Origin of the sequence: Ancylomarina subtilis (assembly GCF_004217115.1) — a bacterium.
Lineage (GTDB): Bacteria > Bacteroidota > Bacteroidia > Bacteroidales > Marinifilaceae > Ancylomarina > Ancylomarina subtilis.
In genome coordinates, this window is record NZ_SHKN01000001.1 from 924,346 (window position 1) to 940,954 (window position 16,609).

At 37.8% G+C, this 16,609-nt stretch carries 16 protein-coding genes; 10 read left to right on the forward strand and 6 right to left on the reverse strand.

Going from position 1 to position 16,609, the window contains the following annotated elements; translation table 11 throughout:
- The first annotated feature begins 29 nt into the window (after positions 1-29).
- Together EV201_RS03865 and EV201_RS03870 are read left to right on the forward strand one after the other, a co-directional pair.
- Positions 30-1,259, forward strand: coding sequence for a PQQ-binding-like beta-propeller repeat protein (locus EV201_RS03865; RefSeq protein ID WP_130306078.1), 1,230 nt, complete (start codon positions 30-32; stop codon positions 1,257-1,259).
- A 38-nt stretch (positions 1,260-1,297) separates the two neighbouring features.
- Positions 1,298-2,461, forward strand: a complete 1,164-nt coding sequence (locus EV201_RS03870) for a hypothetical protein (RefSeq protein WP_130306079.1) — start codon at positions 1,298-1,300, stop codon at positions 2,459-2,461.
- 145 nt (positions 2,462-2,606) lie between these two features.
- Here the strand turns inward: EV201_RS03870 and EV201_RS03875 are convergent, their stop codons facing one another.
- On the reverse strand, positions 2,607-5,630 hold the full coding sequence (locus EV201_RS03875) for a hypothetical protein (RefSeq protein WP_130306080.1): 3,024 nt from the start codon (positions 5,628-5,630) through the stop codon (positions 2,607-2,609).
- A 180-nt stretch (positions 5,631-5,810) separates the two neighbouring features.
- On the opposite strand from EV201_RS03875, the gene EV201_RS03880 reads away from it, so the two are divergent.
- The 7 genes from EV201_RS03880 to EV201_RS03910 all read left to right on the forward strand — a co-directional run bounded on the left by EV201_RS03880 (position 5,811) and on the right by EV201_RS03910 (position 11,328).
- On the forward strand, positions 5,811-6,137 hold the full coding sequence (locus EV201_RS03880; RefSeq protein WP_130306081.1) for an ArsR/SmtB family transcription factor: 327 nt from the start codon (positions 5,811-5,813) through the stop codon (positions 6,135-6,137).
- Positions 6,138-6,214: 77 nt separating this feature from the next.
- Positions 6,215-6,646, forward strand: coding sequence for an arsenate reductase ArsC (locus EV201_RS03885; protein ID WP_130306082.1), 432 nt, complete (start codon positions 6,215-6,217; stop codon positions 6,644-6,646).
- A gap of 75 nt (positions 6,647-6,721) precedes the next feature.
- Positions 6,722-7,801, forward strand: a complete 1,080-nt coding sequence (gene arsB, locus EV201_RS03890) for an ACR3 family arsenite efflux transporter (protein ID WP_130306083.1) — start codon at positions 6,722-6,724, stop codon at positions 7,799-7,801.
- 265 nt (positions 7,802-8,066) lie between these two features.
- Entirely contained in the window at positions 8,067-8,597 is a 531-nt protein-coding gene (locus EV201_RS03895) for an NADPH-dependent FMN reductase (protein ID WP_130306084.1), read from the forward strand.
- Positions 8,598-8,847: 250 nt separating this feature from the next.
- Positions 8,848-9,552 carry an SIMPL domain-containing protein gene (locus tag EV201_RS03900; protein WP_130306085.1) on the forward strand — a complete coding sequence of 235 codons (705 nt, stop codon included), beginning with the start codon at positions 8,848-8,850 and terminating at the stop codon, positions 9,550-9,552.
- A 188-nt stretch (positions 9,553-9,740) separates the two neighbouring features.
- Positions 9,741-10,475, forward strand: coding sequence for a lysophospholipid acyltransferase family protein (locus EV201_RS03905; protein WP_130306086.1), 735 nt, complete (start codon positions 9,741-9,743; stop codon positions 10,473-10,475).
- Positions 10,476-10,485: 10 nt separating this feature from the next.
- Entirely contained in the window at positions 10,486-11,328 is an 843-nt protein-coding gene (locus tag EV201_RS03910) for a patatin-like phospholipase family protein (RefSeq protein ID WP_130306087.1), read from the forward strand.
- 90 nt (positions 11,329-11,418) lie between these two features.
- On the opposite strand, the gene rplS is transcribed toward EV201_RS03910, so the two are convergent.
- From rplS to EV201_RS03935, 5 genes are all read right to left on the reverse strand, one after another.
- Complete coding sequence (gene rplS / locus EV201_RS03915) at positions 11,419-11,766, reverse strand: 50S ribosomal protein L19 (protein ID WP_130306088.1); 348 nt, start codon at positions 11,764-11,766, stop codon at positions 11,419-11,421.
- Between the two features lie 192 nt (positions 11,767-11,958).
- Positions 11,959-12,963 carry a dihydroorotate dehydrogenase-like protein gene (locus EV201_RS03920; protein ID WP_130306089.1) on the reverse strand — a complete coding sequence of 335 codons (1,005 nt, stop codon included), beginning with the start codon at positions 12,961-12,963 and terminating at the stop codon, positions 11,959-11,961.
- A gap of 134 nt (positions 12,964-13,097) precedes the next feature.
- A complete protein-coding gene (locus EV201_RS03925; RefSeq protein WP_130306090.1) occupies positions 13,098-13,760 on the reverse strand; it encodes a YggS family pyridoxal phosphate-dependent enzyme in 663 nt (220 codons plus the stop codon).
- Positions 13,761-13,916: 156 nt separating this feature from the next.
- Complete coding sequence (locus EV201_RS03930) at positions 13,917-14,618, reverse strand: response regulator transcription factor (RefSeq protein ID WP_207224373.1); 702 nt, start codon at positions 14,616-14,618, stop codon at positions 13,917-13,919.
- A gap of 5 nt (positions 14,619-14,623) precedes the next feature.
- Positions 14,624-15,856, reverse strand: coding sequence for a sensor histidine kinase (locus tag EV201_RS03935; protein ID WP_130306091.1), 1,233 nt, complete (start codon positions 15,854-15,856; stop codon positions 14,624-14,626).
- A 302-nt stretch (positions 15,857-16,158) separates the two neighbouring features.
- Between EV201_RS03935 and EV201_RS03940 the strand changes: the two genes are divergently transcribed.
- Positions 16,159-16,566, forward strand: coding sequence for a hypothetical protein (locus EV201_RS03940; protein ID WP_130306092.1), 408 nt, complete (start codon positions 16,159-16,161; stop codon positions 16,564-16,566).
- Positions 16,567-16,609: the final 43 nt, after the last annotated feature.

Genomic DNA, 16,609 nt, shown 5'->3' on the forward strand with positions numbered 1-16,609 from the left:
AACATTTCTAAACCCTGGAAAAACCCAAAATGAAGAAACGAACAATCTATTCATCCATGCTGGCATTTGTCTTAATGCTGCAGTCCCCCATCACTTTTGCTCAAAAAAGTGAAGACTGGACCCAATTCAGAGGACCTTCCCGTTCGGGAATCTCAACGGAAACTATAGCAGACAGCCCAATGATCAATCCTACACCAGAATTAATCTGGAAGAAAAAAATTGGTTGCGCCTTTTCAGAAATAACCATCTCAGGCGATAAACTCTATACCATGCTCAGTGAAAAAACAGACAGTCTTTCCGGCTGGGAATATATGGCAGCCTTCGATGCCCAAACAGGGAAAGAAATTTGGCGAAACAAAGTCGATTCTATCTTTATCGATAAGGATGGCTTTGGCGACGGTCCCCGATCGACCCCACTGATTGGCGAAAACACAATTTTCAGTTTTAGTAGCTACGGCAAGTTAACCGCACATGCTAAAACAGATGGCAAACAATTGTGGCAGGTCGACTTTATGAAAGAGTTTGGCAGCACACTGCCTCGTTGGGGCTTCTCCTCATCTCCTGTACTGGTTGACGACGTCCTGATTATGGAAGCGGGTGGCACCGAATCGAGAGCTTTTGTGGCCTTCGATCAGAACACAGGCAAATTACTTTGGGCTAAAGGCAAGGGAAATGCCTCCTACTGCTCTCCTCTTGTGGCTGAAATTGAGGGTCAAACACAAATCATCTTCGCCAATCAGAAAACCTTATCCTCTTACAACAGCAAGGGCGAAACCCTTTGGACTTACGCCATGAAAATGAACGCCCCTACAGCCATGCCCACATTGGTTGATGCGAATAAGATTTTTATTTCTACTGTCCGCAGCTCGGGTTTCGAAATTGTAGAAGTTAAAAACAATACGGTAAGTGAAGTCCTGCAAGCACCTACCATGAAAAACGACTACAGCTCAACCATCTATTACAAGGGTTATTTTTATGGTTTTAATGTGGCGGCCCTACAATGCATATCTGCTGAAACAGGTGAGAAAAAATGGACCAAAAGAGGTTTTGGAAAAGGGAGTCTGATTTTAGTTGGTGATAAACTTCTGGTGCTTTCAGACAAGGGGCAGTTGATTCAAATTAAAGCCGACCCAACAGCCTACAGCGAGCAAAGACGCTTTCAGGCCATTGAAGGAAAATCGTGGACAGCCCCCTCATTTGTTAAGGGTAAAATCTACGTAAGAAACCAAACTGAAATGGCTTGTTACAAATTAAATTAATTGGATTAGTGATTTATTACGATTTAAATATTCGAACAATGAACAAAAAAATATATCAACTCGTCTTAGTCTGTCTTTCGCTTTGTTTGCCAAGCCTGCTTGTAGCTGAAAATGTAGAGACCATCATCGCCAAACATATAAAGGCACACGGCGGACTCGAAAAATGGAATCAGGTTGAAACAATGAAAATATCTGGTCGGTTTACAGCCTTTAGTATCGAGAAGGAATATATGGCCTGGAAAACACGTTCGGGTCAGTATTACGCCGACTTTCAATTGGGACAACATCGGGTTATTGAGGCTTTCGATGGCAAAAATGGCTGGACGATAGATCCCTGGCAGGAAATCGCTTATGCCCGACGCATTAACTCGGGCGAAGAAAATGTTTTTGCTCAGAAAGCGGAATTCACGACCCCATTTTTCAATTACAAAGAAAAAGGGCATCAGGTGGAATTCATTGGGAAAGAAAAACTTGAAGGACTTGACGTTTTTGTTTTGAAGCTCATACGCTCAAACGGCAAGATTGAAAAATGGTATCTGGATGCCAACAGCTATCTGGAATACAAATGCGAATCCAAGTGGGTCGACTTTGCATTTGAAATGCCTTCAGAGACTTTCTTTGATGATTTTAGAACCGTTGATGGTCTCGTTATGCCCTTCTTTATTGAACGGACTTTTTGGCAACGCGACCGAGTGCTACAAATTGAAAAGGTGGAAATCAACCCGGGCTTTGATCAAAACTGGCTGATAATGCCCAAAAGAGAAGAGATAAAAAAACTGGCCTTCATGCAAGGGAAATGGAATGTGAAAATTGAGGCCTTGACACGAAGAGGAACCTGGCGCCCTATGGGGCAGACCCGTTCTGTTATTGACTTTTCAGATACAAATATCCTTCAGGAAAAGATAAAACTCGAACCCGACCTTCCCAGGAATATGACCATAAACTATACCTATAATGAAGCAAAGGGAAAATACAGGATTTCTGCCCTCGACGATTTATCCTCTACCTTTGAAGTTTTCGAGGGGGATTTCTCAGGTCAGGATTTTGTTTTTGATAATTCAGTTGAGAAAGAAGAAACTTATACCCAATTCTCAATTGGTGACAGAACGGATAAGCGTTTTATTCTGACGAAGAAGATCTCTCACGATCAGGGAAAAACCTGGCAACCAAACAGTAGGTATACTTATACACGTAGCGAATAATACAATTTCAATCAGAATATTAGCCATCTCAATCTTAGTTGAGGTGGCTTATTTTTTCATTAATCATTATAGGATTGTTTTCTCTTACTTCACCTTTTTTAGACCTTCGACTTTTGGACTCTTTAACTTTTCAATCTTTTCGCCCTTACAAATCAAAGCTGTACGACAAAAGTAAATTCCCAAATACCGAATTTGTTTCATTCTCATAGCCCAATCGGAATCCCAAATTCAAAGGAATGGGTAAACGTAAGACATGCATATCAGCCGTAAACTCAAGTCCGGCAGAAGCGATTTTATTATCAAAATTCACCCTTAAATTGTCAGTATTGATATAATGCCCCTGCTCCATTCCATAATCGATAAAAGCTCCCATCTTAATTCGTTTGATATAGGCTAAACCGCCCAAACTCCAATCCGGATAAGCAAGAGGCAGACGATAATCCAAGCTCATGATTGAACAATCCAGACCCAAAAGATTGGATACCCCACGCGGTGATTTTATTGTATTTCCAAAACTTGTATTGAGTGTGGTACGATGCTGATAAGCTGCATAAACACTTAAACCGTGATGCTTAACCAAACCCGGGAAATGAAAGAGTCCAATTCCGGAGAACACATTCCCCGCATTAGATGCTTTCGAAAGACTATTGCGATAGTCGACCTGTAGAAATTGAGCCCAGGGCGATTGCAAATCGCGCTGCGAAGCCTTGATTGAATGACTGAAGTATAACTGGTATTCCAGTTCCTCGAAAGTTCTGTTTGCAATATTCAAATTATAAGACTGAGGGTTGAATCCAGGACTCAAGATTTGTGTTTGATAATCCGTAAACTGATAGATATTATATGAAAACTTGGGTCTTAAAAATGTCGCATGTCGCCCCGATGATAAATTAAAAGGCAGGCTTACCGAATTTTCCCACTCCAGTTGCTTCCACTCCGTATCAAGGGGTAATGTATCGTCTTCTCCCGTACTCATATTCTTACGTTGTCCCAAATAGGCCAAAGAAGGCTTTCCATATTCCAGTTTTGAATTGAAGATGGGAAAGAAACGCTGATAGGATAAATTCAGATAGAATTGGCCCTTATCGTAGCCCTCCTGCTTTTTGTATCCCACCGTTGTAAATAACGTATTCAATAAATTTTGACTGGAAGCCGAAATGCCAATATCCATATTTTCTTCAGTAGGCGAAATAAAAACGGGTGCCCAGGAATGAAAATTAAAGCTATGTGCCAAACGATTGTAAGGCTTAACATGCCATTGCGCCAAGTTAGAAGTATCAGGATGAAGCTTCTCACCCAACTGATCTGATAACTGCTCTGCCAATGGGAACTGATAAAGCTCACCCTCCTGCTTTTTCCACAAGCAGTTATCAATATCTACAGCATGTGGCTCATAACCATCGGCCGAATAGTCCGAATAGTAGAGCGTATTGTGGCTTGCATCGAAATAGGGGTCTCTGGCTCCAAAACGAGAGGATGTCAGCTGTGACACTTGTCCACTCTCCCATTCATAGGCAAAAATATTATCAATGCCCGTGTGTGAAGACGTGAAAAACACATACTGATCACTAATCTGAGGCTGTGAAATATTTGTTTTCCCAGAGCGATACAAAAGCCTTCTTTTTTCAGACTTCAGATCAATCTCAACCAGACACTTTTCATCATTGGACTGTATCATCACAACAATGCTTTCATCATTTTTAGCCCATTGGGGTGTCATGAATAATTCATTTACACCTGCCTTTATCCTCTGAATAATTTCATTGGTGTTTTCATCTATAATCACGAGCGCACCCGTTCCATCAGTATGCATTTCAACGGTTAAAATACGTTTCCCATCCTTAGAAAATACGGGAGCAAAACAATTGTGCTTCTGCTTGTATGTTTTTCGCTTGCCGGTTTTTGTATCGTAGCTCACCATTAAGGCTTTATCGGCATGTTGCCAACGCAGATCAGCCTTATATTCCGACCATAAGAGCTTTCCGTTTTTATAATCATACCCTATTCTGTAATCAAAACCAGGAATAAAAACCGTCTTTTCCTTCCCTTGCGCATCAATTGAAACAAAGGACAGTGCATCTGCCAATCCTGTTTTGCTTAGCAAGAGGTCTCCTTCATCACTTAGGTGCGGGAAACGGTAATGGGTGTAAATAGCCTTGGGCTGAATAATCGATTTTGATGGCGCAGCAATAAGCTTTCTATCCTGAACTTGCCACTCCCATTTCAATTCCGACATGACGTCCGCATACAGGGTCAATTTGCCGTCTTTGTGCGTGTTGAGTTCTTGCACTTGATCCCAATCGATGTTTTCCACATCAAATTCAGCATTTGCATAAGCAGCCTGCCTCTCTTTAAAGGCATCAAACACGCTATTTCGCTTATGCATCATCCCTAACTTTAAACCTGTAGAGAAACAATTCACCTTCATCGACTCCTCCCCAACTTTACGAAGGGTCTTTTTCCAAAAGTCATCGCCATAATGCTCTCGCGATTTTCCAACCAAATAATAACCCAAGGTGTAACGATTTGGGATAAAATCCTTATAAGATCCCAAAACAGCTTTGTCATAAGAATAAGCGCCTTTTTCGAGTAACTGAGCTCTTAACTCCTGTTCAAATTCAGGTTGACGTCCTCTCCCCGATTCACTCAGTGCCGTTTCCATACAAACAGCGTCGCCTTCCATAAACCAGCCTGGCAAATACAAGCCAACAACCAAAGCTGTAGCCTGCTGCCCCAATAGGGTATTCAGAATACGTGTAAACCCCCGCTCCAATATATCCATCTGAATAATATGACGATACTCGTGTGTTGCCAGATGATTCAACCAATCCTGACTGTCACCATCCTGAGGGGCTGTTGCATAAAGTTCCATCCGCTTGGGTGCCCAAACAACCAAACCATTTGATGTGGCAGATTGCGTATGCAGTACAATTGAAAACTTCTTGGGAATGTGTTTCAAATCTTTACCGGCTTTGGTTTTCAAATCCTGAAAAAGAGAAGCTAAATAACGCGCCTTAGACTCGTATTGAATTGGAAATACGATTCGAAAATCTTTGGTATTAATCTGCTTCCATTCCAGGCTTGATGGCTCTTGACCCGTGCTGTAATACTGAGAAAAGGAAGCCGTTGAAATCAACATCAACGCCAGAAAATAGAGAATCGTTTTCATAGGTGTAGCAATCATTTTTTGTTAAGTCCCAAAAGATACTTTCTTTTCTTGAAATGACAATACATTCAGCAGATATGCGAGCAAAATCGAGCAAATTTTGTCTTCAATCTAAAAAATTAACAATTCCTTAAACTGAATTCTAAAACAATGTCGTATGTTTGCGACATAAAACATTAGCCGATGAAAAAATTAGAACTATTCGATAAACATCAACAGGACTTGGCCAAGTGGGCAAAAGTTTTGTCACATCCCGCACGTATTGCCATTCTCCAATACTTAGCCTCATGCAATACCTGTATATCTGGTGATATTTCAGATCATTTGCCCCTGAGCCGAACAACAGTCTCACAACATTTAAAAGAACTGAAGGAGATTGGCTTAATCAAAGGTGAAGTTGAGGGATTAAAAATGAGATACTGCCTAGATGATAACGCAATAGAAGCATTAAATCAGATTTTTTCTGATTTTGTCACCAGCATTCAACCCAAAAACAAAGAAAAGTGCTGAATCATTAACAATCGGTATTTAAGAAAAGAAAGAACTAAAGTCATAAAGTCAAATTCTAAAATAATAAAAACAAATATATGAAAGTCCTTATTTTATGCACGGGCAATTCGTGCCGTAGCCAAATGGGTGAAGCCATTTTAAGAGATATTAATCCGGAACTAACCGTTGTATCAGCCGGAACAAAAATTGCCAGTGAGGTTCACCCTTTGGCCGTGAAGGCGATGGCTGAAATTGGAATCGACATCAGCGATTTAAGACCTAAAATGGTCGATGTTTTCCTTGAAGAAGGTGTTGACTTTTTGATCTCGGTTTGTGGTGGCGCTAAAGAGGCTTGTCCGGCATTTATTGGCCCGGTTGGCAAGCGTTTACACATTGGCTTTGACGATCCGGCTTATGCTGAAGGCAACGAAGAAGAAGTCATGAATGTTTTCAGACGGGTGCGTGATGAAATTCGCCGTGATTTTGCCAAATTCAACGAAGACTATATTCTTAAGGGTCAAAAAGCCTAAAGGTCGAAAAGTCAAAAGAAATTTTTAATAACTAACTAAAGACAACTGTTAACCAAAATAAACCACAAAAATAAAATGGGAAGTTTAACTAAAAAATTATCTTTTCTGGATCGGTATTTAACCCTCTGGATATTTGTAGCCATGGCTGCAGGCGTTGGATCAGGATTTCTTTTTCCAAACATTGCCAATTTCTGGAATTCCATGTCATCAGGCAGTACCAATATACCAATTGCCATCGGACTGATCATTATGATGTATCCTCCCCTGGCAAAAGTAAAATATGAAGAACTAAAGGATGTTTTTAAAAACCGAAAAATCCTCTTACTCTCCTTGGTTCAAAACTGGATTCTAGGCCCCACATTAATGTTTGGTCTGGCTATTTTATTTCTAAGAGATTACCCCGAATATATGACGGGCTTAATCCTGATAGGCTTAGCACGATGTATTGCCATGGTGATTGTTTGGAATGATTTAGCAAAAGGAGACACCGAGTATGCAGCAGGTTTGGTTGCTTTCAACAGCATATTTCAAGTCTTCTTCTTCTCGATATATGCCTACGTTTTCATCACCCTTTTACCACAATATTTCGGTTTGGAAGGCTCGGTAGTCAATATTACCATGAGTGAAGTTGCTGAATCCGTTTTCATCTATCTTGGAATTCCTTTCTTAGCAGGGATGTTGACACGTTACTTGCTTCTGAAAAGAAAAAGTAAAGAATGGTATCAGAAGAAATTCATTCCAAAAATCAGTCCTCTGACTTTGGTAGCCCTGTTGTTTACCATCTTTGTGATGTTCTCTTTAAAAGGCGAACACATCGTTCAACTGCCTTTCGACGTGGTGAAAATTGCGATTCCTTTATTGATCTATTTTGTGATCATGTTTTTGGTTTCGTTCTTTATGGGTAAAAAAATAGATGCGGGTTATGAGAAAACAGCAACCCTTTCATTCACTGCGGCGAGCAATAATTTTGAGCTTGCCATCGCAGTTGCCATTGCAGTCTTTGGGATTGATTCAGGCGTTGCTTTTGCTGCAGTTATTGGTCCACTGGTTGAAGTTCCGGTACTGATTGCCCTTGTTAATCTATCTCTTCTATTCAAAAGACAATATTTCAAGAATAAGGTCGTTGTTAAGAAATGTGCTAATGATATAAACTAGAATAGCATATTTCTATTTCATGAACGTTTATACTTACAACTAAACCGATATGAATATGCTAAAAGCCATCCTGAAAAGGGTGGCTTTGTTGTTTCCTTTTTATTCGATGAGAGCTAAATCATTTCTTAAACTACTTTAATTTTAATGATCTTTTAATTGCAGAGCTTTGTATTAGTAAGAAAGAGAGGTATCAGCCGGATAAACCATATACGGTTTACGAACTGACTCTCCTATTTGTTAAATCTTTTAAAATAAAATAATACAGATGAAAAAAATTGCAGGAATCTCAACCAGTAGCAGTTCTAACTCAATTAACAGAAAACTATTAATCAATGCATTAAATCAGATTGATCAGAACAATACCACATTAATAGACTTAAACCCAAACATTCCAATTTATAGTATTGATATTGAAGAACGAGATGGCATTCCAGAGGAAATTCAGAGCTTATTCACCGAACTTCAGAGCTACGATGCTTACCTGATAGCCATACCGGAACATAACGGATCCATTACGGCCTTGTTCAAAAACACGCTGGATTGGCTGTCACGTATCAATCAAAATATCTTTGGAAAAAAAGATATCTTATTACTAAGCACTTCTCCCGGTCCTAATGGCGGTAAGTATGCCACTGCTCATGTGAAAAACTTTATTCCTTTTCTAGGTGGTAATGTCGTATCTGACTTTAATTTAGGAAGTTTTTACGACAATTTCCAAAACGATTTCATTACAGATAAACTGATAAATACTGAATATACCGAAGCACTTAAGCATTTCAGAACCGTTTCAGTATAAAGCAAGCTTTAGGAATTGGATTTTCAACATTCTGATCCTACTACAAAATTAATAGACTTTAAGCCATCCCTAAGGGTGGCTTTTTTATTACACCTTCATAGACATTTTTCATTTGGAAACGAATTGGCATTAAAATTGCTTTGTTATCATCTTTATCGAGTAAATAATAATTTGTGAAAAGGTGTTAACTTAACGCAACCATTCAAGATTATCGGAATCATAAAAAGTAATTAACTAAAAACATATTAGTATGAGACAACTTATTCTATTGGGCTTTGCCCTTATGATGACACAGTTTTCGTTCGCTCAAGCCGGAACGAAAAATTTTATCGACCAAAATTATATCGAGGTTAACGGAAAAGCTAAAATTGAGGTTGTGCCTGACCAAATCTATCTGAACATTAATTTGAGTGAAAGAGATACCAAGAATAAAGAGAGTGTCGACAAGCTGGAAAAAGAAATGCTGAACACCTTAACAAAAATTGGTCTTGATATCGAAAAACAAGTTTCAGTTGTTGATTTCACAAGTAATTTCCAAACCTACTTTCTTAAGAAAAAAGATATCATGAAATCGAAAGTCTATCAGGTTATTGTTCATGATACAAAGACCCTTTCGATGCTATATCGTTCTTTGGAAGAAATTGGAATTTCGAATATTAATATTCAGAAAGTTGAACATTCCAAGATAGAAGATCTTAAGCTTGAATTAAAAGTGAAAGCCATTAAATCTGCCAAAACAAAAGCAAAGACTTTAACGGCTGCACTTGATCAGGAAATTGGCAAGGCCATTTACATCAATGAAAGTTCTTACAGTACCTATCAAGCTCGTCCGCAAGCTAAAAGAATGATGATAAGAGGTGTGTCAAGTCTGGAAATGGCAGATGAGGCTCCTCAGATTGAATTCGAAAAAATCAAACTTGAATGCCAGATCATGGTGCGTTTCGAACTGAAATAAGCTGACTTATAGAAAAGTAAATTCTTATATCGAAAGTATTATTCCGATATTTACAAACGATAGTTGAAAATCAACTATCGTTTTTTAATTTTGTGCAGTTTAAAATTTAAGGATTCGATAGAACTTAAGCTTGATAAAACGAATCGCAACAGATACATTAATTAAATCGCATAAAATATTTCTTATTGATGAAAAAGTTACTGTCATATATAAGCACCCCACTTTTCTATTTTTCATTCATCCTGGCTTTAGTGGTTTTTCATCCCATACAAGTGATTTGCAGAACCCTATTCGGCTATAAAGCCCATAAGGTTTCTGTTGATATCCTGAATTATATCCTGATGCGATTGGTCATCCTTATCGGCTTCAGAGTAAAATTCAATAATAGAGTTGATCTACCAACAGATCGCCCCATTATTGTTGTATCAAACCATCAGGGAACCTACGATATCCCTCCCATTGTTTGGATGTTCAGAAAACACCATCCCAAGTTTATTTCAAAAATCGAACTGGCTAAAAATTTACCCAGTATCTCCTACAACCTGCGTCATTCAGGAGCTGCCCTAATCAATCGCAAGAACAGAACACAGGCTTTGGCAGAAATCCGAAAGCTTGGAAAATTAATTGCTGATAATAATTATTGTGCGTGTATCTTTGCAGAAGGAACACGAAGCAGAACAGGTAAACTGAAACAATTTAAGTCGGGCGGACTGGCAACTTTATTGGAAGAAGCTCCCAATGCTCTAGTTGTCCCTTTTGTGGTTGATGGCAACTATAAAATCGAAAAAAATGGTAAATTTCCACTCTCTTTTGGTGAGAAAGGAACCTACACCGTATTGGAACCAATTGAACCTTCTGCCTACACGCCTGAGGATTTAACCCTGAAAATTGAAAACCTTATCCGAACCGAACTCGGTCAATAAAAACTATGTTATGCCAGCAAAAACTGCTTTAGTTGTCGAAGGAGGTGCCATGAGAGGCATATTCTCAGCTGGAATCATGGACCAATTCCTTGAAGATCAATTTAATCCATTCGATATAATTATCGGCGTTTCGGCAGGTTCAATTAATGCAGCAGCCTATCTGGCAGATCACAAAGGACGTAACTTTGAAGTTTATACCAACTACTCGCTCCATCCCGGATACATTAGTCTTAAAAACTTTATAAAGGGAAAACATTTTATCGATCTCGATTGGCTCTGGCAGGTTACCGAAAAGGAACTTCCCATCAACACAGACTTGCTGTTTGAAAAAGATATTGATTTTGAAATTGGTTTTACAAAAAATGAAAGTGGAGAAGCCTTCTTTCTAAATCCAAATGCAGAAAACCTAAGCCATTACCTCAAAGCCTCGTGCACGATTCCGCTCTTCTATCGTAATTTTCTTAAAGTAGATGGACAGATTGTTTCTGATGGCGGTGTTGCAGCCCCTATTCCTGTTGAACGAGCCTATGAAAAAGGCGCTACTCGTATTATGGTGCTGCGTTCGAGACCCGAATCGTACCGCATGCAGAACGGTTTTGAATTCAAACTAGCCAACCTGATATTTGGCAAACACAAGGGACTTCTGGAAGCCATCAAGAATCGTTACAAAGTTTACAATCAATCTATCGATTTCATGAAAAATCCGCCTGAGGGCGTCGAAATAATAGAAATATGTCCTCCGGAACATTTCAAGACCACCCGATTCACTCAAGACTACGAAACCCTTATTACAGATTATGAAATCGGTAAAAAGATGGGCAAAGTTGCCATTGAAAAATTCAACCAGATCTAATTCAATGAAGACTTCAATCCAATAAGAAACCTTTAGATATAAAAAAAGCCTTCCAAATGGAAGGCTTTTTTCAATATTCTTAAAAGCTGATTAGAATCTTCTTTCTTTAATTCTAGCTTTTTTACCAGTAAGAGCACGTAAGTAGAAAATTCTAGCTCTACGAACACGACCTCTTTTGTTCACTTCAATCTTATCGATGAATGGAGAACTCATTGGAATAATTCTTTCAACTCCAACGTTACCAGACATTTTACGAATAGTAAAAGTTTTGGTTGTACCAGTACCTTTAATTTGGATAACTACACCTCTAAAGATTTGAATTCTTTCTTTGTTACCCTCTTTAATTTTGTAAGAAACACTAATAGTGTCACCTGCTCCGAAAGCAGGAATCTCAACGCCTGTAGCAAATGCTTGCTCAGCAACTTTAATTAAATCCATCGTATTGATTTTTTTTAGATTCACGAACGCAATATAAACATATAACTGTCTTGATGCCAGAGATTACGCACGAATTCGCCGCAAATGTAAGGATTTTTTCTCAATCTGCAAGAGTAAAAATTAAGCAAATAACAATAAAGCATAAAAAAAGTCCGAACACTAATTCGGACTATAGTATGATAGCAAGACGTTCTATTGCAGAACCTCTTTTTTAGAATTTGAAAAATATTTCATAAACTGAGCTCTTTCATACATTGCTGAATCCTCAACACTGCCATAACTCAATTTACCTCTAAATTCGTCAACTGTTTTATATTCCTTCTCTTGCATCCACTTGGTAATATCAGTGATGATATCAGACACTCTGTCAAAACCATTTTCGTAAATCGTAGAGCAAACCTGAACTGTTTGAGCACCTGCTAACAACTGCTTAATTGCCGCTTTACCATCGTGAATACCGGTAGATGCCGAAATGTCGATACCACGAATTTTATCGCTGATCATTCCAACAAAACGCAATGATTTACGGATATCAGCAGGAGAACTCAACACTTCAGCTGTAGTCATTTCCATCTTGTCGATATCAATATCCGGCTCGTAAAAGCGGTTGAACAAAACTAAAGCATCTGCACCATCTCCATTCAAACGGTTAGCAACAGCCATCATATTGGTAAAATAGATCCCCAATTTCATTGCAATCGGAATAGTCACCTGCTTTTTTACTGCTGAGAAAACATCGAAATACAACTTTTCATACGCCTCTGAAGATTTGTTTTTATCGTTGGGTACAATAAATACATTCAACTCGATAGCATCAGCACCAGCCTTCTCAATCTCTTTTGCAAAGGATGTCCAATCTTTGGCTGACACACAGTTGATACTAGCAATTACAGGAATCGAAACAGCCTTTTTGGCTTCACGAATCAGTTCCAGATAGTTCGAAATTGAATTCCCTTTCACATAATTAACAATATAATCTTCAGCCTCAGGATAGGCCGTATTTTTAGGATCTGAAGAAATTAAATGCGACGCTTCATTGGTGATTTGCTCTTCAAACAGAGATTTCAAAACAACAGCGCCAGCACCTTTTTCTTCCAATATTTTAATTTTACGAACAGAGTTGGTTAAACCAGAACTGCTAACTACAATGGGATTTTTTAAAGTCAATCCCATATAGGTGGTTTCAAGATTTATCATGCTAGTATTCTTTATTTTTTTTGATTGAAACAAATATAATTAATTCAAGGAATCAATTATCATTTAAACGGACTTAATCCTATATCAAACAAGAATTAAGATCCTTTAAGATTAACAGGTTTACACCACAAAACTTATCTGGCACCGAAAATTGAGCTTCCTACTCGTACCATCGTACTGCCCTCTTCAATGGCCAATTCGTAATCACCGGACATTCCCATGGATATTTCTTTAAAATCAGCCTTATCTTTGAAAAACTCCGTTTTTAGTATTTCAAAATTGGTTTTCAGTTGTTTAAATTCCGAACGCACCTGATCCTGGTCATCGGTAAACGTTGCCATCCCCATTACACCAACAATATTGATGCCCTCAAGATTTTTAAACTCCTCTGAATTCAACATTTCTCTGGCTTCATCTAAAGCATATCCAAATTTACTCTCCTCCATGGCGATATGAAATTGCAATAAACAATTGATAACACGATTGTGTTTCAGAGCCTGCTTATTGATCTCCTTTAGAAGTTTCAGACTATCTACAGCATGAATAAGATGAACAAATTCTGCAATATATTTAACCTTATTGGTCTGTAGATGTCCAATAAAATGCCATTCAATATCTTTAGGAAGATCTTCAAATTTTTGTTTTAACTCCTGAGGCTTATTCTCGCCAAAAATCCGGTATCCCCCTTCGTAAGCCTCTACAATATCCTCTTTCGGTTTAGTCTTTGATACCGCAATAAGCTTAACTCTTTCCGGGATGCTTTTTAAAACCTGCTCTATATTCTTTGAAATACTCATTTTATCATATTTAAAATCCTCCCCAAAATTACAATTTTAGAAAGGATATTGAAATTTAGCAACACAATAATTGGGATCGCTTTTATCTATATGCAGATCGAATTTATTTTTTCGTTTTCAAAAAACATCAAATACCCTAAATCTTTTCAAAAAAGCCTATTTGGTACCATCACTCAAAATAAAACCAACCCCATGCACATTTTCAATCTTAATGGCCGGATCCGGTTTTAGATGCTTTCGTAATTTCGTGATAAACACATCAAGGCTTCGACCCATAAAATAATCATTCTCACCCCAAACCTTCACCAGAATATCTTCACGCTTAACCAATGAATTTCGATTATTGCAAAGCATAATCAAAACATCAGCCTCTTTTTTGGTAATACGAGTCGTCTCGCCCTTGTAGGTGAGCTCAAGATTTGAATGGTCAAATTCAAACTTCCCAATTTTACATTTGCATTCTTCCTCAACAACAGGCTTAAACGAACGCTTAAGTACGGCATGAATTCGCCTAACCAATTCATCTTCATCAAAAGGTTTCGTAATGTAATCGTCACCACCTAAATCAAAACCATTCAACTTATCTTCCTTTAAGGATTTTGCAGTTAAAAAGATAATCGGAATATTGTCGTTCTTTTTTCGAATCTTACGCGCCAATGTAAAACCATCCATCAGAGGCATCATCACATCCAAAAGGCAGAGATCAAATGTATTAGACATAAAGGTCGATAAGCCCTCAACGCCGTCACGTGCCAGCGTTACAGTAAAACCTTCCATGCCAAGAAAATCTTTCATTAATGAGCCTAAGCTGGGATCGTCTTCTACCAGAAGGATATTGGGAATTTTTATCGTACTCATAAAATTTAGCTTAATGGTAATATAACAGTAAATGTACTACCAATATTCTTTTTACTCCAAACTTTAATGCATCCTTTATGCGCGTCAATAATCATTTTCGAATAGGATAAACCGATTCCAAATCCTTTTACATTATGAACATCACCAGTCTGCGCTCTGTAATAACGATCAAAAATATGCTTCTGTACCTCCCTTGTCATACCAATGCCTTTGTCACTGATTGAAACCAGAAGCTGGTCATTTTTATTTTCAGTACAAATTTTTATTTGCGGATGACCATCTGAATACTTGATAGCATTGTCTATCAAATTCTTGAACACATCCTGAAGCAGATCTTTATCCACATTCACACAATCATGATCGGCTTTCAAATCGTATTCGATTTGCCCTTGCTTTTCTTTCAATTGAATATCAAGACAAACAGCACATTCAGTAAGTAAATTGTGAATAGACACTTCATTGGTATTGAGCTTCAATTCGCCCCTTTCTATACAGGCCAATTTGAGCAATTGCTCGACCTGTGATCGTAATCGATTATTCTCAGTGTGTATAATATCAGAATAATGCGCTACATTTTCCGGTTGTGATAAAACCTTCTCACGTTTAAGCATGCCACATGCCAGTGCAATACTCGCCATGGGTGTTTTAAATTCGTGAGCAATATTATTGATAAGATCTGTGGTTCTACCCAAAATCTTCTTATCTCTCATTAAGGATAAAACCGTGATTCCAAAAAGCGTAAATAAAATGATAATCGCGATCAAAGATGCCATAAACATGGTACCCATACGATCAAGCAAGTTTCTTTCACGTTTATCAAAATAGACATTCAACATGGCTTTATCATCACTCAAAGCCTTTTGCATGCTGTAATAAAAACATCGACTATGAGGTTGCTTATCAGCTTTGGATAAAACTTCTATTGTATAGCTCGATTCAATCTGATGCTGTTTAAACTTATTATCGATTATCGTATTCAGGCGTTTTATTTCAGACTTTAACCTGGCACTATCCGACTTGGATTTGAGCTTTTTCATACACTCACTCATCTCATAACACGACTGCTGATCCTTCATGAATTCACTTACCGATTCATGAAGAGCAAGTCCTACAACATGCCTGAACTGTTCTTCATTCAATCTTCTGGCCTGATTAATCCATTGAACTTGTATCATCAATAGAATGATCAAAACTAAAATAGAGACGCCTATAAATATTTGAGATTTATATCGATTCATATGTATTCTTTAAAAAAGAGTGAAACAAGCCCACTTTCATTCTGTTAAAATTTCAAATTTATTCGGAATTTAAACGATAAAAAAGATGATAAACAGATTCCTATTCACACTGAGGGTCAAAACCTCCAATCAGGTTAAAACTCTTTTAATCAACCGAATTATGATTCAAAAATAGCCTTTATTTATTAAAAGTTGAGTCCATTAACAATTCGTTAACAGAGGACTCGTATATCTTTTTATTATCTTTAGCATACAATTTTGAACTGGAATTGAATTTTATAAACTATTTTAAATTAATAATTATGAAAAAATTAGTATTCGGACTTCTGTTTGTTTTCTCAATGAGTTTAGTAAGTGTTGCAGCTAACCAAATTACGAGTTCTGACTCAGATATCACTCTAACTCAACAACAAGATCAGAAAAAAGACACTAAAAAAACTGATAAGAAAGCATGTTGTAAAAAAGCTGAGAAGAAGGCTTGCTGTACAAAAGCTGACAAAAAAGAGTGCAAAGCTGATTGCACAAAAGCATGTTGCACTAAAGCTGCAAAAAAAGAATGTACTAAAGCGGACAAAAAAGCGTGTTGTACTAAAACTGTTAAAAAAGAATGCTCTAAAGCAGACAAAAAAGCGTGTTGTACTAAAGAAGCAAAAACAGCTTGTAAGGCTGATTGCACAAAAGCTTGTTGTAAAAAAGAAGCTAAGAAATAAGCTTGCTAAAGCTAAAAACAAAAAAAGTGCTTACCAATCGGTG